We start from the raw sequence: 19,362 nt of genomic DNA on the forward strand, positions 1-19,362 counted from the left end.
TCACTGAATGTGAGCATTCCGTTATGAATATGCGAGAATCCCGTGATTATAGCCACGATGGGCGCTGCATGATAGGGCCGATTTCGGGTTTACATATAGGACGTCAGTTCGTAGCATTTCGCTCATGGGAGCGCTCCCAAACACTGATGCGGCGATGAGACCACGACTACGCGACGACGTCCGGTTCGTCGAATGCCCCGACGGGGCCTACGTGCACAGTGACTACGGTGCGTGCACGCTACGCGGACGGCACGCGTACGCCTGGCTCGGCAGGCTGGCGCCCGCGCTGACCGGCCGGCACACCCTGGACGAGCTCACGTCGAACCTCTCCGCCGACAAGCAGGCCATGGTCGAGAGCCTCGTGGGCCGGCTCGCCGAACACCGGTTCGTGGTGGATGACCGGCAGGCGCGGCCACACGGACTGACCGACGCGGAGCTGCGGGCGTACGCGGAAGAGATCGCCTTCATCGGTTACGCCCTGGATTCGCCGGAGGCGCGATTCGAGCGGATCCGCAGCGCCCGCCTGGTGCTGGCCGGGGCGGGCCCGCTGCTGGAGGCGCTGGTGGAGGCGTGTGTCGGTTCAGGGTGGCGGTACGTCGCCGTGATCTGTCCCGACGCCACGGCGGCCGGCCGGGCAGCCGAGGCCGTCCGGCGCGATCCCCGCCAGGAGATCCGGACGCTCTCTCCCGCCGGCGACGCGCTCGTCCGGGCCGTCACCGGGGACGCCGACGTCGTGCTCCAGGTCAGCGCGGACCTCGACGACCTGGTGGCGACGGCCCGCCTGGCCGAGGCGGGCGACGTCGTGCTGGGCCAGGCTCTCGCCGGTCCTGCGGAGGTCTGGCTCAGCAGGGTGGGACGGCCCTCGGTGACCGCCGCGGAGTCCGGTTGGCACCGGCTGGCCGCGCTGCCCGCCGCGGCCCCGGCGTCGTCGAACGAGGACTGGCTGACAGGACCGGTGCCGAAGGTCGTCGCCGCCATGCTGGCGCTCGCCTGCTTCTCCCAGGTGACCGGGCTCGACACGGACCGGGAGCGCCTGCTCACCCGGGTCGACCTGCGCAATCTCGACACGCTCCCGCACCGGTTCCTGGCCCGTCCACGTGCGGGCACCCGTCCTGGCGGAGGCCCGGAGGCGATCGGGGACCGGGCCGCGGTGCTGGCGCGGGCCACGCCGATCGAGGCGGAGAGCCTGCTCGGCCGCACCCCCGAGCTGGTCGACTCGCGCCTGGGCCTCCTCGGCATGCTGGACGAGCAGGCGCTGGCCCAGTCCCCGCTGGCGGTGTGCGGGGCGACCGTCTCGGACCCGTTCGGGGCGCTGCCCGGCTGGGCGCCGCCTCCGCAGGTGTTCGGCTGGGGACCGGACCAGCGGACGGCCCGGCTCCGCTGCCTGCTCGCCGCACTCGCCACGTACGGTCTGCTCACCGTCGACCCGAGTGCCGACCCGGAAGCGACGATATGGGGCATGGAACTGCCGGAGGGCCGGCCTCTTCCCGTGCCCGTATCCGATCTCCGGCTCACCGGTTTCGGCACGCCGTGCCCTCCGGTGGGCACCGGTGCCGGGCTGAGCTGGCCGGAGGCGCTGGCCGCCGGTCTGCGAGCCCGGTGCGAGCACCTGCTGGCGGGCACTCTGGAGGCGGACGGGAGGGGCGCGCCGGTGGGTCCCACGGAAGATCCGGTCGCGGAGGCGTTGCTGCGCCAGCTCGTCCTGGCTGGTGAAACGCCGGAGGTGAGCGATCACACGGCCGTTCTCGGCGTGCCCGCGATCTCCCTCACCGTCCCCGGCCAGGACCCGATCGTGTCCGTCGCCGCCACCGCCCCGGCGGCGCTGCGCGACGGCCTGGAGCGGCTGCTGCTCCGCTGGCAGTCGCGGACCGCCGGGCAGCCCGCGTACGCCGAGGCCCGTCCCTTCTGGCCGCCGGACGGCGACCCCTCCGAGGCCGTACGGAGGATGGCCCGGGGGCTGCGCCGCCTGGGCAAGACGCCGGTGGCGGTGCCACTCGACGGCGACCCCGAGGCCGCCCGGCTGCTCCCCTTCGTCACCCACGTCGCGCTGCTCGATGACTGAGGCCGCCGTCACCGCGTACGCGGACCCGGTGACCGTTCTGGGTGAGGGCCGCCTGTACGCGGCCATCCGCACGGCCCTCGCCTCGGCCACCGGTCCCGTGATCGTGGTCGCGAGCGACGCCGACGACGCGCGGCCGTACCCGGGAGTGGCGCGACGCGCGGCCGAGAGCGGCGCGTCGTGGCTGCCGGTGCGCGTGGAGGCGGGCTGGGCGCTGGTGGGCCCGGCCGCGCGCCCGCCCCTGCCCGGCTGCCCGACCTGTGTGGAACGGAGACGCGCGGGCAACCGGCCGGACGCGGTGGCTCGCGACAGGCTGCGCGCCCGGTGGGGCGCGGACCTCGGCTCCCGGCCCAGCGCGCTGCTCACACCGCTCGTCACGCGCGCCGTCGCCGCGCTGGTCGCCGACGAGGTGCGCCGGCTGCGGCGTGACCCCGGTTCCGCGCGGACCGCCGGCGCGCTGCTGAAGGTCCGCCTGCCGAACGCCGAAGTACGCCACCACCCGTTCCTTCCCGACCCGTTCTGCCCCGACTGCGGCGTGCGGCCCGACGACGGACCGCACGCGGCTCGGTACGTCCCCCGTCCCGCGCCCAAGCCGGACCCCGCGACCTTCCGGGTCAGCGGCATCGGCCACCGGGCGGCGGAGTGGGAACAGCGGTTCGTCGACCCGGAGACCGGCATCGTGCAGGCTCTGGTCGCGCAGGAGCGCGGCGGCGGCCCGCTCGCGGTGGCGCGGCTCAGCCCGGCTCGCACCGAGCACGAGAGCCACCACGGCTACGGCCGCAGCGGCGACTTCGCGTCCGCGCGGGCCACCGCCGTCGCCGAGGCGCTGGAACGGATCGCCGGCATCGCCCCGCGCGGCCGGCGGACCGTCGTGCGCGCCGCCTACGACGACATCGCCGGCGACGCGCTCGACCCCCGCACGCTGGGCCTCTACCCGGACGACTGGTACGACCGGCCCGGCTTCCTGTTCACCCGCTTCCGTCCGGATCGGCCCACCTCGTGGGTGTGGGCGTACTCGTTCGCACGGGACGCGCCGGTGCTGGTGCCGGAGAGCTACGCCTTCTTCGGCCCCCGCCCGGCGGACGACCTCGGATTCGCCTACGAGTGCTCCAACGGCTGTGCCCTGGGCGGCCACCCGGCCGAGGCGATCCTGTACGGCCTGCTGGAGGTGGCCGAGCGGGACGCGGCCCTGGCCACCTGGTATGCCCGGATGCCCATTCCGCGGGTGGACCTCGGCTCGGCCTCCGACCGCCGCATCCCGATGCTCGCCCAGCGGGTACGCGACCGGCTCGGCTACGACGTGCACGCGTTCGCCGCGCTGATGGAGCAGCGGGTGCCGGTGTTCTGGGTGATGGCCGTCGACGCGCTGGACCGGCCGGACCGGCCGCGCGTGCTGTGCGGCTCCGCCTCCCACCTGGTGCCGCAGCGGGCGCTCCGCCGGGCGCTGGAGGACCTGGGCCCGATGCTGGCAGGCCACATCGACCGCTACGACCCGGCGTCGTCGGCCCGGCTGGCGGCCGACCCCGAGGAGGTGCGGCTGCTGGAGCACCATCCCCTGGCCTACGCCCACCCGGACGCGTTCGACCGGCTGGGCTTCCTGCCGCTGGACGGGCCCACGCTGACCGTCGCCGAGGTGACGGCCCGTGCGGGGTGGCCCGCGCACGACGACCTCCGCGCGGACGTGGCCGAGCTGGCGGCACGCTTCCTGGCCGGCGGCCTCGACGTGATCGCCGTCGACATCACCTCGCCCGAGGCGAAGGCGTGCGGCATGTCCGCCGCGAAGGTGATCGTGCCGGGTACGGCGCCCATGACGTTCGGTCACCGCTACCGGCGCGTCCACGGCCTGCCGCGGTTGCTGAGCCTGCCGCGGCTCCTCGGTCACCGGGACCGCGACCTGGGGTCCGAAGAGCTGAATCCCTATCCTCATCCGTTCCCCTGACCCCGGTCACCACCGGCACGACGAAGGAAGCGAGGCGAACCCGTATGCACCCGACCACGGCGGCGAGCGAGGCCGGCGCGGCCACCCGCCGCTACCTGGCCGCGATGCGGAACCGGGGCCAGCTGTCCATCGACTGGGGCGGCGCGCCGACCAGGCACAAGCGCTACCCGGACGCCGTACGGACGCGGCTCCCCTGGGAGTCCGGCGACGGCTCGGCCCTCGGCCGGATCGGCGAGCTGCTGCGGGACCTGCTCGGCATGACCAGGCTCGTCTGGTGCCATCAGCTCGACGACGGCGGCGAACCCGCGGGGCGGCCGCCCATGCTCCTCACCGGCCGGCCGGCGCCGTCGGGCGGAGGGTTGTACGCGATCGAGGCGTACGTGGCCGCGGGCGAGCCGCGCCCGCAGGGCCTGCCGGCCGCCCTGTACCACTACGACCCGGTGCACCACGTGCTGGAGCGCGTGCGCGGCGGCGACCACACCGGGGCACTGGCCGGCCTGCTCGCGGACGGTCCAGCGGCGGACGTGGCGATCGTCCTGTCCGCGGTGTTCTGGCGGTCGATGTTCAAGTACGGCGACTTCGGCTACCGCCTGATCTGCCAGGAGACCGGCGTGCTCGTCGCCCAGGCGCTGGCCGCCGGCGGGCGGCTGGGGCTGCCGTGCCGGGCCTGGCTGCGGTTCCCGGACGGTGAGGTGGACCGGCTCCTCGGGCTCGACGGCGCCCGGGAGGCCGCGCTGGCCGTGCTCACGCTGACCCTGCCACCCGGCGGTGCGGGGCGCCCGGACGCCTCCCCGTCCGCCCACGAGCTGATCGAGCGCCCGGTGGCCGGCGAGAGCACGCCGCTGCCCAAGCCCATGCCCGACGGCCTCGCCGCGGCCCTGCACCGAGCCTGCTCCGCCGCCTCCCCCACGGGCTCGCCGGAGCCGGCGGAGGCGCTGCGGCCACGGCCGCCGGCGCGGGCGGGCCGGGCCTTCCCGGCTCCTGAGCCCGCGACCGGGATCCGCGCCGGCCCGGGAGCGTCTCGCCGCACGTCCCCGCTGGCCGGCTACCGGCCGGTGGCCCTCAGGGGCGCGGCCCTCGGCGCCGTGCTGGCCGCGGCGGGCGAGGGCTACCCGGCCGACCTGCCGGGCGCCGAGACAGGGCCGGCCGCGACCGCGCTGTGCCTGCTGGCCTTGCGGGTGGAGGGCCTGCCGCGGGGCGCCTACTGGTACGACCCGGCCCGGCGGACGCTCCACGAGCTGGCCGGCGCCGAGCGGGTGGACGAGGTGGCCACGGGGCGGCTGCTGGCCAACACCCGGGTGGCGCTGCGCGGGGCCGCCGCCGCGCTGGTCCCCGCGGGCGACCCGGTCGCGGGCGCGCGCCTGTTCGGGGACCGCTGGTATCGCATGCAACAGATGGAGGCGGGCCTGGTCGTCCAGCGGGCCACGCTGGCCGCCACCGCGCTGGGCCTGGCCGCGCGCATCCACTCCGACGGCGCCAACGAGACCACCGACGAGGTGCTCGGCCTCGCCGGAACCCCCTTGCGGAGCCTGTCCTTCCTGCTGCTGGGCACTCCCCCGACCGGCGGGCCCCTGGTGGCCCGCCCCATGCCGGCCGTTGTGCACGAGGAGGTGATGCCCCGCTCCGACGAGAGCCTGACCCGTACAGATCACCTTTGATCGGAATCAGAAGGAGAAGCACATGTCCGCTGAGAACCTCAAGCTCGACCTGCGCGGCCTGGACGTCGACTCCATTGAGGTCGTGTCGGCCGACTCCCTCGTGGTGGAGGGCCACGGCGCCATCGAGACCGGCGCCTCCTCCGCCTTGGGCTACTGCTCGTCCTACCTGACGGCCACCAGCTGCTGGGCTCCGGAGGCGTGACGCCGGAGGCGTCGGCCCGCCGGTGACCCCCGGGTCACCGGTATGACGAGCAGGGCCGAGGGCGCCCGTGCCGTGGGCGCCCTCGGCCCCTGGCGAACCCTCACGAGGAGCGCGTTCGATTGACCGATGTGACGCACACCGTCCCCGTCACCGGGGACGGCGACCTGGCAAGGCTCGCTGATCCCGATTATGCCGTCTCGCCCGTCCTCGCTGTCCGCGTCGCGGCGCTGCCGGTGGCCGGGCTGGACCGGATGCGCTGCACCCGGACGTGGCGGCTGGTGGACGAGCTGGTGAACGTCTCCGCCTGGTTGCGGCGGGAGGGCGCGGACCTGTCCGATCCGCTGCACGACGTGATCGGCGGCACCGCGCCCGGTCCGGCCCGGTCCGGGCTGGTGGCGCTACGGCGCGCGGTGTTCTCCGGACGCCGCCTGAGCGGCGGGGCCGCGACCGCCGACGCGCTGGCGGCCCTCCCCGCCGACCTGACCGCCCGCGTCGGCGCGTGGACCGCCCTGCGGCGCCGCGCGGACGAGTTGCGCGCGGCGCTGCCCGCCGCCCTGGCAGAGGAGTCGCGGGAGAAGACGGCGCTGCTCCGCGAGGCGGTGTCCGACGCCGGTTTCCGGCACGGCCTGGCCCAGGGCAGCCCGGTGCTGGCCGGACGCCTCGACGCCTGGCTCGCCGGCCCCGCCGACCGCCGGCCGGAACGGCAGGAGCTGCTGCGGCTGGCCCGCTATCTCGCCCGGGCGACCGTCAAGACCAGCCCGTACGCCACGTTCACGCTCAGCGGCCTGGGCCGGTGGGAGGCGGACGGCCCCGCGCCGGCGACCGGCGGCGAACCCGCCTGGCACCTGGTGGTCGAGCTGGATCGGGCGGTCCTGCGCCCGCTGTGGGCGGCGCTCACCCGGCACCGGCGCGTACGGGAGCGCGCCCGGCTCCGCGTCAACCCGACCGCGGCCGACGACGGCGACCGGATCTGGTTCCTCGGAGCCGGTCACGGCGAGCCGCTGTCCGCGGTGCCGTCGAGCCCGGCGGTGCGGGAGGCCCTCGACTGGGTGCGCGGGCACCCTTGCCCCACCCTGGCCGCCGCCCCCGGGATCGAGCCGCTGGCCGACGCGGGGCTGCTGGAGTTCGTCGCGCCGTACGACGAGCAAGGCCACGACCCGGTGGGCCGGCTGGCGTCGTGGCTGGCGGAGGACGGCCCGGCGCCGTACACGCGAGCTGTCGGCCGGGTCGCGGCGGCCCTGCGCGACGGCGTCACCCGGCCCGGCGACGAGAAGGCGTCCGCGGTCGTACGGGAAGCGCTGCGGGAAGTGCTGCCGCCGGGGCCGTCGCTGCCGGACAAGAACCTGCTCTGGCACAGCGCCGTCATCCCCGGCGTCGCGGGACGGCTGAGCGCGCCGGCCTGGCGCGACGTGTGCGACGACCTCGACGCGCTGCGCGGGCTGCTCGGCCTGTTCGACCCCGACCTGCCCGTCAAGATCGCCGCCGCCGCGTACTTCCTGGACCGGCACGGCCCCGGCGGCCGGATCCCCGCACTGACGTTCTACCGCGAGATACACCAGGAGGCGCCGGGCGGGAGCGGAGCGCTGCTGCGCGGCATGCTGCGCGACCCGGTGGCGGGCACGCGGGAGGTGCCGGACGCCGAGCCGCCGCCCGGCTTGGTACAGCTCACCGGACTGCGGCGGAGCTTCTGGGAACAGACCGGCGCGCGGGAGCCGGGGCCGGTGGTCGACCTCACGGCCGCCCGCCTGGCCGAGATGGCCGGCGACTGGCCGAGTTTCGTCCGGCCCCCCGGGTCGATCTGCTGCTACCTGCAGGCCGTGCCGGGACCGGGCGCCCTGCGCGCGGTCGTCAACTCCATCTCCGCCGGGTACGGGCGCGGCCTGTCGCGGCTGCACCGGCTGGTCGTCCTCGCCGGCGGTGAGGCGCCGCCCGCCGGCGAACTCCGCGCCGCGCAGGGCGACGTCCTGGTGGCCGAGTGCCGCGGACTCGTCGGCGGCGGCCTCAACGCCCGTCCGGCCGCGGCCGACCTCGCCCTCGACCACCCGTTCACCGCCCCGGACGCGCACCTCCCGCGCGTCTCGCCGGCGGAGCTCACCGTCGGCTACGACCCCGGATGCGACAGGCTGACCCTGTTCGACGGCGCGGGCCGCGCGGTCCGGCCGGTCCACCTGGGCATGACCGCCCAGTACTGGCTGCCGCCGTGGTTGCAGTTCCTGGTGCGGACGTTCGGGGAGCCGTCCACGGCGATGGTGCCCGGCTGGGTGTTCCGCACCCGGAGCGAGGTGCCGGGCGAGGGCGAGGTGGAACGGTGGCCGCGGATGGACCTCGGGCGGGTGACGTTCGCCCGGGCGGTGTGGCGGCTCCGGGCAGGCGCCTTCCCGGTGCCGGCCAAGGGCGAGGGCGAGGCCTCGTACCTCCCCAGGCTCGCCGAGTGGCTGGCGCTGCACGAGGTGCCCCGCCGGTTCTTCGCCCGGGTGGTGGACCTGCGCGACGGCCTGCTGGTGGGGCTGCTGAGCAAGGACCGCAAGCCGATGTACGTGGACGTCACCGACATGCTGCTGCTGACCGGGTTCCTGCGCGCGCTGCGCGACCCCGGCGCGCTGCTGGTGATCGAGGAGGCCCTGCCCGACCCCTCCCAAGCGCCCCGCTACGGCCCCGGCCGCCGGGTCACCGAGTACGTCGTCCAGCTCTCCGCGCGGCCGGGCCGATGACGGACGCCGGCAGCCGCTGGATCGGCGCGCACCTGTTCCATTCCGGCGACCTCGACCCGCTGATCAACGACGTGGTGGACCCGGTGACGCGGGAACTGGCAGCGGACGGCACCGTGCGCCGCGCGTTCTTCCTGCGCTACTGGGAGGGCGGTCAGCACGTGCGGCTGCGGCTGGAGGTGCCGGACCCGGCGCGGGCGTCGCGCGTCCATGACCTGGTGCGCGAGCGGGCGGCGGCGCACTTCGCCGCCCACCCGTCGCCGCCGGTCGACGCGGCGGCCTACCGCGCGTTCGCGGCCGCCATGGCCGCGGGCGAGCGGCGCACGTCCTACGACGAGCGGCTGCGTCCCGCCGGCTCGGTGGCGTTCATCGGCTACCGGCCGGAATACGAGGCGTACGGGGACGCCGCCTGCGTCGCCGCCGCCGAACGGCACTTCGCGGAGTCGAGCCGGCTCGCCCTGGACGTGCTGCGCGCCGGTACGGAGATGGCCCGGCGCGCGGCGATCGGGCTGGCCGCGCTGACCGTCGCGGCCGCCGCGTGCGAGCCGGACCTGCCCGCCGCCGCCCACCGCCTCGCCACCGCCGCCCGCCAGGCGCGAGAGACGGGCGGGGAGTCCGTGGGCGAGGAGGATTGGCGGCGCCGCGAAGGCGCCCTCCTCGCCCAGACGCGCAGGCTGTGGGACGCGCCCGGCTCCGGTGGCGACCTGCTGGCCTCGTGGGCGGCGTCGCTGCGCGCGCTCCGCGACGACCTCGGCGCCCTGCACGCCGCCGGCCGGTGCGCGCCGCAGGACTCGGGCTCGCCGCACGCGCTGCTCGCCCTGGCCGCGCCGCCGGAACGGCGCACGGTGTCGCTGATCCTGATGCGCTGCGTCCACCTGTTCCACAACCGGCTGGGGCTGCGTGCCGGGACCGAGCGCCACGTGTCGTACCTGGCGGTCCGCGCCCTCGCCGGACTCGCCGACTCCCGGAGGTGACCCCTTGACCGCGTCCGACGCTCCCACCTGGCACTGCGTGCACGTCTACTACCACGCGGCGGACAAGGACGGCCTGCTGCTGGATGCCGTGCGGCCGCTGTTCGACGGGCTTCGCGGTCAGATCGAGGCGGCGTACGTGCTGCGCCACTGGCGGCAGGGCCCGCACCTGCGGATCAACGTCAAGGCGGCGCCGGCCGTCTGGGAGGGGGTCGTGCGCCCGCGGGTGGACGAGGTCATCGGAGCCTACCTGCGCGAACACCCCTCGACGGCCGCGCTCGACCCGGCCGCGAGCCTGGCCAGGCACCGCCTGCTCGCCATGCGGGAGCAGGAGCACGGGCCGCTCACGCCGTGGCCGCCGGACAACTCCATCCACGACGCGCCGTACGACTCCCGCCGGCACGTGCTCGGCAGCGACGAGGCGGTGGGCCTGCTCACCGCGTTCTACGCCGATGCCACCCCGCTGCTGTTCGGCATGCTGGAGCACGTGCGTGCCGGCCGTGACAGCAGGACCGGGCTCGCGCTGAGCCTCATGCTGACCGTCGCGCACACTTCGCAGCACATCACGCGGAGCTACCTGTCGTACCGGATGCACGCGGAGGGCTTCATCACGTGGGCGGCCGACCCCGAAGGCGTCCGCGCCGCTTTCGAGCAGGGCTTCCGGGAACGGCGGGCCGCGCTCACCGAGCGGGTGCGGGACGTCGTCGCCGCCCTGGACGACCCCGCCGCGCCGCCCGTGGCGTTCGTACGCGAGTGGGCGGCGCTGCTGGAGGACTACCGGCGACGGGCCGGAACGCTGCTGGACAGCGGCCGGCTGGTCCAGCCGACGTTCGAGCCGGGCGAGGCGCTCAGGGCGCGGCCCGGTGACCCGCCCGCTCCCCACTACGAGCCGAACGAGCTGCAACGCCTGATCTACGAGAACCCGGCCTACCACGCGGCGGTCTTCACCGACCCGCGCTTCCTGCGCTACCGGGTGCTGCTCAACTACACGTACCTGCACCTGACCCGGCTCGGGCTCACGCCGCTCGACCGGTTCAGGGCCTGCCACCTGCTGGCCGACGCGGTGGAGGACGTCTACGGCCTGTCGGGACTGGACGCCCTGCGCCGGTTCGCCGGGTCGGGTGAGCCCACGGAACCGTCACGCTGACGAGCACAGGCCGGCCGGGGGCGCCCGCCCGACGGCGCAGCCCGGCACCTCCTCGTCCGAGGTGCCGGGCTCGATGGACAGGGCCGGACTCAGAGCTTGACGAATCCCGACGGCTCGCCCTCCGGCGCACGGTGAGGCGGCGGTCTCACCCCCCGATCGCGGGCATGCTCTCGGGAGCGGTCTCCGCCGCCGGGACCGGAGTCGCGAGCAGCTCCACCAGGTGGTCCGCGATCGCGGAGATGGTGGGCTGCTGCCACAGCAGGGTCGCGGGGAGACGGCGGCCGAAGCGCTTCTCCAGGCGTCGCCTGACCATGACGGTCATCACCGAGTCCAGCCCCTGCTCGACGAGGGGACGCCGGATCGCCAGGTCCTCGGGGGCCGTTCTCATCACGGCCGCGATCTCCGCGCGGATCTCGGGCAGGACGCGCTCGCGCAGGTCCTCGGGCGCAAGGCCGGCGAACGACTCCGCCGGTCCCCGGAGATCCTCGTCGGCCGGGGCGGGCGCGTCGATCACCGGATAGCGGAGTCCCGTGAGGTGTCCCACCACCCGGCCGTCCACGTCGGCCAGGAGCGCCCGGACGGTGTCGTCGGCGGCCGGGTCCACGGCCGCGTGGACGATCACCGTCGAGGGCGGCGTGCCGGTCAGCACCACCTCGTCGATGTGCACGACCATGCGCAGCACCGGGTCGCCGGGGAACACGCAGGGCGCCACGGACATCACCGCGTCCAGCGCCGGCGCCCAGCTTCCCGGCTCCCCGGTGCGTACCGTGGCCCGCAGCACGCCGTCTCCGGCCAGCAGCGTCCCGATCGTCCAGCCGAAGCCCGTCGAGGGCACGCCGACGGCGGCCAGCCGCCGGTGCACGAACCCGGGGTCGATCGGGGTGAGAGCGCCGGCGTCCGGCAGCACGTCGGGTTTCACCTGGCCGGGGGCGGCGACGTCGGCGGTGACGTGCACCAGCCAGGCGGGTTCGGGCTCGCCCGGGCCCGCCGGCGTGCGGGCCGCGAGCCGTACCGCCGGGGGCTCGTGCACGACCTGGACCTGCCTGCGCTCCGCGGTCATCAGCGGATGCGTCATCTCCACGTCGGTGAGCGTGACGTCCTCGTCCTCGGCCGCGTGCAGGAACGTGTTGACCAGCACGGCGGCGGGCACGATCTCGACCCCGTTGAGCGCGTGGCTGCCCGGGTAGGGCCGGTTGGCGTCCTCCAGGCTGGTCCGCCACATCCGGGTCCGGCTGCCCGCGAGGCTGGTCGCGGCGCCGAGCAGGGTGTGGGAGCGCACGTCGTGCCCTCGGTTGCCGTCGTCGGCGTACGCCTCGCGCCAGTGGCGGCGGTGCTGCCAGGCGTACGGCGGCAGGTCGGCCAGGCCGCCGCTCGGCTGGATCCGGCTCCAGTCCACGTCGACGCCGTGACAGTGAGCCGTGCCCACCGCGACGAGGAAGGTCGCCGCCTCCGGCTGGTTGCGGCGCAGCGACGTGCCGACGAACACGTCCTCGAACCCGTTCTCCGAGAGCGTCTCGGTGACGGAGTGCGCGACCACGGGGTGGGGCGAGATCTCCAGGAACACGCGGTAGCCGTCCTGCGCCGCGGCCGTCGTCGCCGCGGCCAGCCGCACGGGGTCGCGGAGGTTCGCCGCCCAGTACGCGCCGTCCAGGATCGGCGTCGACCGGGGGTCCGCCAGCGCGGTCGTGTACATGGGGATGCGGGGCGCCCCGAACGAGAGATCGGCCGTGGCGGCGGCCAGTTCGACGGCCAGGGGCTCCATGTGCGGGCTGTGGAAGGCGACGTCCGACGCCACCCGCCGCACCACGATGCCCTCGGCCGGCCACTCGTTCACCACCTCCTCGACGGCGGCGACGTCGCCGGACAGCACGGTGGAGCCGGGCGCCGACGCGATCGCGGCCACCAGGTCGGTCCGGCCGGCCAGCCGATCGGCCGCCTCCTCGAAGGACAGGCCGACCATCACCATGGCGCCCTTGCCCTCGGCCCGGCGCAGCAGCCGGGAGCGGCGGCAGATCAGGCGGGCGCCGTCGGCGACGGACATCGCGCCGGCCGTCACCGCCGCCGCGATCTCGCCGACGGAGTGGCCGATGACGGCCTCCGGCGCGACCCCGTACGCGTTCCAGAGCCTGGCGAGGCCCAGCTGCATCACGAAGATCATGGTCTGGACGCGGTCGATGGTGTCGAGTTCGCCGTCGGCCAGGACCTGCCGGGGAGAGAAGCCGATCTCCTCGGCGAAGATCGGCTCCACCTCGTCGACCAGGGACGCGAACTCCGGCACGGCGAGCAGCTCCCGCCCCATCCCGCGCCACTGGCAGCCCTGCCCGGAGAAGACCCAGAGCGGCCCGGGGCCGAGCTCGGGCAGCACGTCCCCGGTGAGTACGGCCTCGGCCGGCACGTCCTCCGCGAGCCTGCGCAGACCGGCCGCCAGCTCGTCCGCGCCCGCCCCGACCACGACGGCGCGGCGGGCCAGATGGGTTCGCCGGAGCGCCAGCGTGTGGCCCGCCGACGCCAGGTCGAACCCGCTGTCCAGGTGATCGGCGAGCCTGCCCGCGTACTGCCGCAGCGCCTGCTCCGACGCGGCCGACAGGGGGAAGAGCCGCTCCCCCGTCACCTCGTCCCCGGGCGTCTCCTGGGCGGGAGGCGCCTGCTCCAGCACGATGTGCGCGACCGTGCCGCCGTAGCCGAAGCTGGAGACGCCCGCCCGGCGCGGGTGGTCGCGCTCCGGCCAGGCCGACCGCCCGGTCACCACGCGCAGGCCCGAGTCCTCCCACGGGATGGCCTCGTTCAGGGTGGTGAGCACGCTCGGGGGGATCTCGCCGCGGTCGAGGGCGAGGACCGCCTTGATGACGCCGGCGATGCCGGCGGCGCCTTCGAGGTGACCGATGTTGGACTTGACCGAGCCGATGAGGCACGGGTCGCCGGGGGGCCGCGGCGTGCCGTACACGGAGGAGAGCGCCCCCGCCTCCAGCGGGTCGCCGAGCCGGGTCCCGGTGCCGTGGGCCTCGATGTAGTCGACGGTGGACGGCGCGACGCCCGCCTGCCGGCAGGCCTTGACCATCACGTGTTCCTGGGCCTCCCCGCACGGCGCCATGATGCCGTTGGTGTGCCCGTCCTGGTTCACGGCGCTGCCGATGACGAGCGCGAGGATCCGGTCGCCGTCGCGCTGGGCGTCGGACAGCCGCTTGAGCACGACCACGCCGCAGCCCTCGCCGCGTCCGTAGCCGTCGGCCGACGCGTCGAACGACTTGGACCGCCCGTCGGGGGCCAGCGCTCCGGCGGTGCCGAGCGTGAGGGTCTGGCCCGGAGTGACCAGCAGGTTGACGCCGCCGGCGAGGGCGACGTCGCTCTCGCCGAGCCGCAGGCTCTGCGCGGCCAGGTGGAGCGCGACCAGCGACGCCGAGCAGGCGGTGTCGACCGCCATGCTGGGCCCGCGCAGGTCGAGCGAGTAGGAGATGCGGTTGGCGACGGCGCAGGTGGCGGCGCCGATGCCGGTCCACGCCTCGATCTGGGGCAGGTCCTCCAGCAGACGGCCGCCGTAGTCGGCGGTGCAGACGCCGACGAACACCCCGGCGTCGGTGCCGGCCAGCCGGTGCGGCGGCAGGCCGGCGTGCTCCAGGGCCTCCCACGCGGTCTCCATCAGGATCCGCTGCTGGGGGTCCATCAGCTCGGCCTCGCGGGGCGACAGGCCGAAGAACTCCGCGTCGAAGCCCTCGATGTCGCTCAGGAAACTGCCGTGGCGCACGGCGTCGCGCAGCGCGGCGGCGTCTTCCGGACTCCGGTTCTCATACCGGCGCCAGCGTTCGGCCGGCAGCGGCCCGGTCGTGTTCCGGCCGGAGCACAGCAGGTCCCAGAACTCGTCCGGTGAGCGGGCGTCGCCGGGAAGGCGGCAGCCGATCCCGACCACCGCCACTGGTTCCACCCGCGGACTGTCGACCATCTGCGTTGGTTTCCCTTCGGTTCATACCCATGGAGGAGTGTCGATGATCTTGATGACGGCGCCGGAGACGGTCACTCCAGGCCCGGTGCCGAGCATCAGCATGTGGTCGCCGGGGCGCAGCTGCCCGGTCGTCAGCAGGTGGTCGAGGGAGAGGATCTGGTCGCTGGCCCCGCAGTGGCCGATGGTGCGGCCGTAGTCCCAGGTCGAGCGGGACATCGGCAGGTCGAGCATGGCCATGCAGCGCTGTTCGACGATCTCTTCGGAGTAGTTCATGAACGCCACCCGGGCGAGATCGCGGGCCTCGATCCCGCTCTCGGCCAGCGCGCGCTCGACGATCTCCATCAACGCCCGCTGGATCTTGAACAGCGCCGAGGTGGCCTCGCCCTTGGGCATGACCTGGTGCCGGAACTGCTCATTCCTGGTCGCGAAGCTCATCCGGCGCCCGACCGTGACGCCCGGCGGGAACAGGGGTTCGCTGCCCCGGTGCAGTTCCTCGGCCTCGGCCACCGTCGTCGTGCAGACCGACGTCAGCCGCGCGAAGCCCGTCTCCTTGGTGAGCACGAGCGCGCTGGCCGCGTCGCCGCCGATGTAGCCGGGGCCCATCCGCCACCGGTCCATCAGCGGGGTGCCGTAGTTGTCGGCGGCGACCAGCAGGGCGGCCTGCCGCCCGGGGGCGGCGTCCAGGTGGCCGGCCGCGAGTTCCAGGGCGATGAACATCCCGTTGCAGCCCTGCCGGACCTCGGTGGCCAGGACGTCCCCGCCGACGAGGTGACGTTGCAGGTAGGAGTGCGGGGGCCAGCCGTCCGGCCCCTGGTGCCAGGTCGAGGCGTACAGGAGGAGGTCCAGATCGGCCTGCGCCCGCCCGCTGCGCTTGAGCGCGCTCCGCGCCGCGTGCAGGGCCATCTCCGGGGCCGGCACGTCACCGGCCACCGCCGCCCCGGCCAGGTTGTGCAGCTCGGCCTCCTCGGCTGGATACCAGCCCTTGGCGACGGCTTTCGCGACGCTGACGACGGTGCGGGGCACGAAGGCTCCCACTCCGCTGATGTACGTGTCCGCCAACTTCATGACTCTGCCCTCGTCCCGGCTAGACGGATTCGAGCTCTCGGACCATCGCCACGATGGTCACGACGTCCCGGAAGTTGTCGGGGTCGAGCTTCGCCGCGGGGATCGCGACGCCGAGGTCCCTGCGGAGGAAGTTCAGCAGCCGCGCCGTCCGCAGGGAGTCCAGGAGGCCCGACACGAGGAGCGGGGTCGTCTCGTCGACCTTGATGTCGTCGCCGTCCAGGACGAGGTTCTCCTGGACGAAGGCGACCAGTCTCTGCGTGAGCTCGGTCATGCGCGTGCCCCTTGCGTGACGGGAGAGGTGGACAGGACCCTGAACGCCGCCGCGGCGACGGACGTCCCGGAGCCGAACCCGACCATGAGCAGGTGGTCGCCGGCCACCAGCCCGCCGGTCGCGATCAGGTGCTCGAAGGCGATGAACTGGTCCACCGCGCCGCAGTGGCCCACGCGCCTGCCGTAGTCCCAGGTCGTCTGGTCCTCGTCGATGCCCAGCCAGGACATCTGCCCGTCCAGGTCCTCGCGGCGGCCGTGCGGGAAGGCGACCCGCGTGATGTCGGAGAGCCCGATCCCGGCCTCGTCCAGGGTCTGTTCGACCTGCTGCATCATCGTCTTCTGGATCGTCAGGTGGATCCCGGTCCCCTGCGCCTTGAGCAGCCGCTGGCGGAACTCCTCGTGGCGGTCACCGAAGCTCAGCCCCCTGCCGACGGTGGCGTCCGGGGGGAACAGGGGGTAGGCGCCGTCGTTGACCGCGTCGGCCTCGGGTATCACCGTCGCGTTCACCGACAGGAGCTCGGCCATGCCGTACTCCTTGCCGAGGACGAGCGCGGCCGCGGCGTCGCCGATCAGCGCCCCGGGCGTCATCCGCCAGCGGTCCACCAGCGGGGTGCCGTGGTTGTCCGAGGAGACGACCATGGCGGTCCGCCGGTCCTCGTCGGCCCGCAGGTAGCTCGCCGCCAGCTCCAGCGAGCTGATCATCCCCACGCAGCCGCTCCGGATCTCGAACGCCGGAACGTTCCCGCCGAGGAGGTGCTTCTGCAGGTAGTGCTGAGGTTGCCAGCCGTTCGGGCCCTGGTGCCAGACCGACGGGTAGAGCAGGAGGTCGAGCTCGCGCGGGGAGGACTCACCCCAGCGGTCGTACGCGTCCAGGACCGCGAGCCGCGCCATCTCGGGCGCGGGCATGTCGCCGGCCACCGCCGCGCCGATCTGCCGAAATCTCTCGGCCTCCTCCTCCGGATACCAGCCCTCGCGAACCGCCTGCTCGACGCTCACACTGTCAGGCACATAAACGCCGAGGCTCCTGACGAACATGTTGGATGTACGCACACGTCCCCTAACTCGTCGACGATCCCGGGCAACGGTCCTCGGGCAGCGTGAGGCGGCTTATCCGATTTATTTCGGGCCCGGGATATCAATCGGCTCCCGACCGGCGGGTGAATACAACGGAATGGTCCGGCGAGCCGTCAGCAAGGATAGGGGCCGATCATCGGATAAGGCAATATGCCCGCGAGCGGCCCGGCCGCGACATTCCGTGATCGGGTTCCGACGGAACGTGTCGCATTTCGGAAATGCTTCTTTCCGCTTCACGCCGCCATTTCCGCGAATGTGACGGCCGCGAATCCGGCGCCGGACCCGGCGCTATTCACGCTCGGGCCCGGCGCGCGTCGTCTCAGGCGGGCACCTTCGTGCAGACGATGTCGTTGAGTTTGAACTGGGCCGGAACGGGGTTCGTCCCGGTGGCGGTCGCCGAGAAGCCGAAGCTCTGGCTGGAGCCGGGGCCGATGTAGGAGTTGTGGCCGGCGTCGCGGGCGGTCACCTGGGCGCCGGTCTGGGTCACCGTGGCGTTCCAGGCGTTCGTGATCTGCTGGTTGCCCGACCAGGCCCACGTCACGGTCCAGTCGTCGACGGGGGTCGTGCCGGTGTTCCTGATGGTCACGGTGCCGTTGAAGGCGCCGTTCCAGGCGCCGGTGGCGTAGGCGACCTCACAGGAGGTGCCCAGCTTGAGCCCGCCGCGCAGGAAGGTCGCGAAGTTGGCCCAGGTGGGGTTCAGCGTGCCGGTGCCCACGGTCTCGGAGCAGTCGGTGGTGGTGTAGACGGTCTGGTTGCCGTACTGGGCGGGGTCCATGATCTGGGACATCATGTGGTCCGCGGCGGGCACCGAGACGAAGGTGGCGTCGCCGCACTGAGCCTTGATCCTGTTGTAGAGCAGGACGCTCTGCCCGTGCGGCACCAGGAAGTCGGCCTGGCCGTGCAGGAACATCAGCGGCGGGTCGTTGGCGTCGACGTAGGTCATCGGGTTGGCCTGGGCCACCTTGGCCGGGCAGGTCTGGATCGGGCAGCCGACCAGGAGGGATTCCGGGGAGGCCGGGGAGTCGTGGTCGAGCCCGCCGGTCGGCAGGTTCTGCGCGTTCATCTGCAGGAAGTCGGTCGGGCTGTAGAAGGCGAGTCCCACCTGCACGGCGCTGGAGACGCCGGTCGTGCCGACGGTGCCCTCCAGCGCCGCCACCCCGCCGGACAGGGTGGCCATCTCCGTCAGCCAGCCGCCCGAGGAGTCGCCCATGATCGCGAAGCGGTTCGGGTCGATCTGGTACGTCGCGGCGTTCGCACGCAGCCAGCGGATGGCCGCCTTGATGTCGTGCACCTGGGCCGGGAAGATCGCCTGTGCGCTGTTCCGGACGCTGACGCCGGCCACGGCGAAGCCCAGGGGGTTGAAGATCGCCGCGATCGCGTCCGTGCCGGCCTTGCCGTCGTCGCTCGTCCACGCCGAGCCGGTGTGCCAGATCAGCAGCGGCCGGGGCGTGATGCCGGTGGACGGCAGGTACAGGTCCAGCAGATGGCCCTTGCTGCCGGCCGGTTGTGCGGGCGCGTAGGCGATGTCGGTGACCACCTGCGCGGCGTGGGCCGGCGGCGCCGAGGCCACCGACACACCGACGGCGGCCAGCACGGTCATCGCCATGCCGACGATCATGGCCGTGCGGATTCGAGCTTGCATGGTGCGACTCCGGTTGGTCGGATGATCGCCGCTTCCCCGGTCCCCGGCCATAGCGCCTGCTAGAACCCTGCTAGAACAATGTCCTGCTCGAGTGTCGCGGCTCACATCGATATGGGCGGGGAGACGATATGACACGTAAGTGACGCTGGTCAAAGTTTTCCGCACTTCATCCAGACCGGACTGAAAAAGCGGCATAAATCGTACTTTGTGGATCACAGGGCTCGAAGGCCGACCAGATCATCCATGGCGTGCACAGGCGGTCGGATAAGCACCCACGGGGCCTTGACAAGCCACTCGGCAAGCGACACCGGCCTTACCGGCAGTAAACACCCGCGCAACCTCGGGTTAACGCCGTGAAAGTTTCATCCTCTTGCCCCGGCCGATTCGACGTGACAATCTTTCCAACGCCGGGTTGGTGATAATGTCCACCGTGATGATCACCCCCCAGTCGCAGGAGGACGAATGCGAAAGGCACGCGCTGTTCTCGTCTCGGCCGTCATGGTCCTCGGAGTGTCGCTGACGATCGGCGCCGCCCCGGCGCACGCCGAAAGGCTGGCCGGCGTCTTCAGGGACTACTCGGAGTGCCAGCGGATCGGCAGCCACGGCATAACCCAGGGCTGGTGGGACGACTATTCATGCGAGTGGGAAGGCCGTTACCGCTACTACTTCCTCTACGCGTGACACCGTGAG

General features: G+C 73.6%; 13 protein-coding genes. 8 read left to right on the plus strand and 5 right to left on the minus strand.

The window, feature by feature from the left end; genetic code table 11:
- Positions 1-154 precede the first annotated feature (154 nt).
- From ACIBF7_RS20755 to ACIBF7_RS20785, 7 genes are all read left to right on the plus strand, one after another.
- The gene (locus ACIBF7_RS20755; protein ID WP_397197865.1) at positions 155-2,062 is read left to right on the plus strand and encodes a hypothetical protein; all 1,908 of its coding nucleotides are present in this window, start codon (positions 155-157) and stop codon (positions 2,060-2,062) included.
- Positions 2,055-3,998: a TOMM precursor leader peptide-binding protein gene (locus ACIBF7_RS20760; RefSeq protein ID WP_397197866.1), complete on the plus strand. Its 1,944-nt coding sequence runs from the start codon at positions 2,055-2,057 to the stop codon at positions 3,996-3,998. The genes ACIBF7_RS20755 and ACIBF7_RS20760 overlap by 8 nt, the downstream gene beginning before the upstream one ends.
- Positions 3,999-4,042: 44 nt before the next feature.
- The gene (locus ACIBF7_RS20765; protein WP_397197867.1) at positions 4,043-5,656 is read left to right on the plus strand and encodes a SagB family peptide dehydrogenase; all 1,614 of its coding nucleotides are present in this window, start codon (positions 4,043-4,045) and stop codon (positions 5,654-5,656) included.
- Positions 5,657-5,678: 22 nt separating this feature from the next.
- Positions 5,679-5,858, plus strand: coding sequence for a hypothetical protein (locus ACIBF7_RS20770; RefSeq protein WP_148033045.1), 180 nt, complete (start codon positions 5,679-5,681; stop codon positions 5,856-5,858).
- 128 nt (positions 5,859-5,986) lie between these two features.
- The gene (locus tag ACIBF7_RS20775) at positions 5,987-8,569 is read left to right on the plus strand and encodes a lantibiotic dehydratase (RefSeq protein ID WP_397198259.1); all 2,583 of its coding nucleotides are present in this window, start codon (positions 5,987-5,989) and stop codon (positions 8,567-8,569) included.
- Positions 8,566-9,540, plus strand: a complete 975-nt coding sequence (locus tag ACIBF7_RS20780) for a thiopeptide-type bacteriocin biosynthesis protein (RefSeq protein WP_397197868.1) — start codon at positions 8,566-8,568, stop codon at positions 9,538-9,540. The genes ACIBF7_RS20775 and ACIBF7_RS20780 overlap by 4 nt, the downstream gene beginning before the upstream one ends.
- Before the next feature lie 4 nt (positions 9,541-9,544).
- Positions 9,545-10,684 (plus strand): thiopeptide maturation pyridine synthase, encoded by a 1,140-nt coding sequence (locus ACIBF7_RS20785; protein WP_397197869.1) that lies wholly within the window; start codon positions 9,545-9,547, stop codon positions 10,682-10,684.
- Positions 10,685-10,829: 145 nt separating this feature from the next.
- On the opposite strand, the gene ACIBF7_RS20790 is transcribed toward ACIBF7_RS20785, so the two are convergent.
- The 5 genes from ACIBF7_RS20790 to ACIBF7_RS20810 all read right to left on the minus strand — a co-directional run bounded on the left by ACIBF7_RS20790 (position 10,830) and on the right by ACIBF7_RS20810 (position 18,672).
- Positions 10,830-14,603, minus strand: coding sequence for a type I polyketide synthase (locus ACIBF7_RS20790; protein WP_397197870.1), 3,774 nt, complete (start codon positions 14,601-14,603; stop codon positions 10,830-10,832).
- 39 nt (positions 14,604-14,642) lie between these two features.
- Positions 14,643-15,686 (minus strand): ketoacyl-ACP synthase III family protein, encoded by a 1,044-nt coding sequence (locus tag ACIBF7_RS20795; RefSeq protein WP_219546225.1) that lies wholly within the window; start codon positions 15,684-15,686, stop codon positions 14,643-14,645.
- Positions 15,687-15,705: 19 nt separating this feature from the next.
- Positions 15,706-15,957, minus strand: coding sequence for an acyl carrier protein (locus ACIBF7_RS20800; RefSeq protein WP_148033051.1), 252 nt, complete (start codon positions 15,955-15,957; stop codon positions 15,706-15,708).
- Positions 15,954-16,964 (minus strand): ketoacyl-ACP synthase III family protein, encoded by a 1,011-nt coding sequence (locus tag ACIBF7_RS20805; protein WP_261808714.1) that lies wholly within the window; start codon positions 16,962-16,964, stop codon positions 15,954-15,956. The genes ACIBF7_RS20800 and ACIBF7_RS20805 overlap by 4 nt, the downstream gene beginning before the upstream one ends.
- A 385-nt stretch (positions 16,965-17,349) precedes the next feature.
- Positions 17,350-18,672 (minus strand): cellulose binding domain-containing protein, encoded by a 1,323-nt coding sequence (locus tag ACIBF7_RS20810; protein ID WP_187281285.1) that lies wholly within the window; start codon positions 18,670-18,672, stop codon positions 17,350-17,352.
- A gap of 462 nt (positions 18,673-19,134) precedes the next feature.
- Between ACIBF7_RS20810 and ACIBF7_RS20815 the strand changes: the two genes are divergently transcribed.
- Entirely contained in the window at positions 19,135-19,353 is a 219-nt protein-coding gene (locus tag ACIBF7_RS20815; RefSeq protein ID WP_397197871.1) for a hypothetical protein, read from the plus strand.
- Positions 19,354-19,362: the final 9 nt, after the last annotated feature.

This window comes from Nonomuraea sp. NPDC050478, from assembly GCF_044458265.1.
In the GTDB taxonomy this organism is placed as follows: Bacteria; Actinomycetota; Actinomycetes; order Streptosporangiales; family Streptosporangiaceae; genus Nonomuraea; species Nonomuraea ferruginea.

Bases quoted from the DNA above. Each gene is read 5' to 3' on its own strand.
- ACIBF7_RS20755 (WP_397197865.1), top strand. From the start codon at position 155: ATGAGACCACGACTACGCGACGACGTCCGGTTCGTCGAATGCCCCGAC.
- ACIBF7_RS20760 (WP_397197866.1), top strand. From the start codon at position 2,055: ATGACTGAGGCCGCCGTCACCGCGTACGCGGACCCGGTGACCGTTCTG.
- ACIBF7_RS20765 (WP_397197867.1), top strand. From the start codon at position 4,043: ATGCACCCGACCACGGCGGCGAGCGAGGCCGGCGCGGCCACCCGCCGC.
- ACIBF7_RS20770 (WP_148033045.1), top strand. From the start codon at position 5,679: ATGTCCGCTGAGAACCTCAAGCTCGACCTGCGCGGCCTGGACGTCGAC.
- ACIBF7_RS20780 (WP_397197868.1), top strand. From the start codon at position 8,566: ATGACGGACGCCGGCAGCCGCTGGATCGGCGCGCACCTGTTCCATTCC.
- ACIBF7_RS20795 (WP_219546225.1), bottom strand. From the start codon at position 15,686: ATGAAGTTGGCGGACACGTACATCAGCGGAGTGGGAGCCTTCGTGCCC.
- ACIBF7_RS20800 (WP_148033051.1), bottom strand. From the start codon at position 15,957: ATGACCGAGCTCACGCAGAGACTGGTCGCCTTCGTCCAGGAGAACCTC.
- ACIBF7_RS20810 (WP_187281285.1), bottom strand. From the start codon at position 18,672: ATGCAAGCTCGAATCCGCACGGCCATGATCGTCGGCATGGCGATGACC.
- ACIBF7_RS20815 (WP_397197871.1), top strand. From the start codon at position 19,135: ATGCGAAAGGCACGCGCTGTTCTCGTCTCGGCCGTCATGGTCCTCGGA.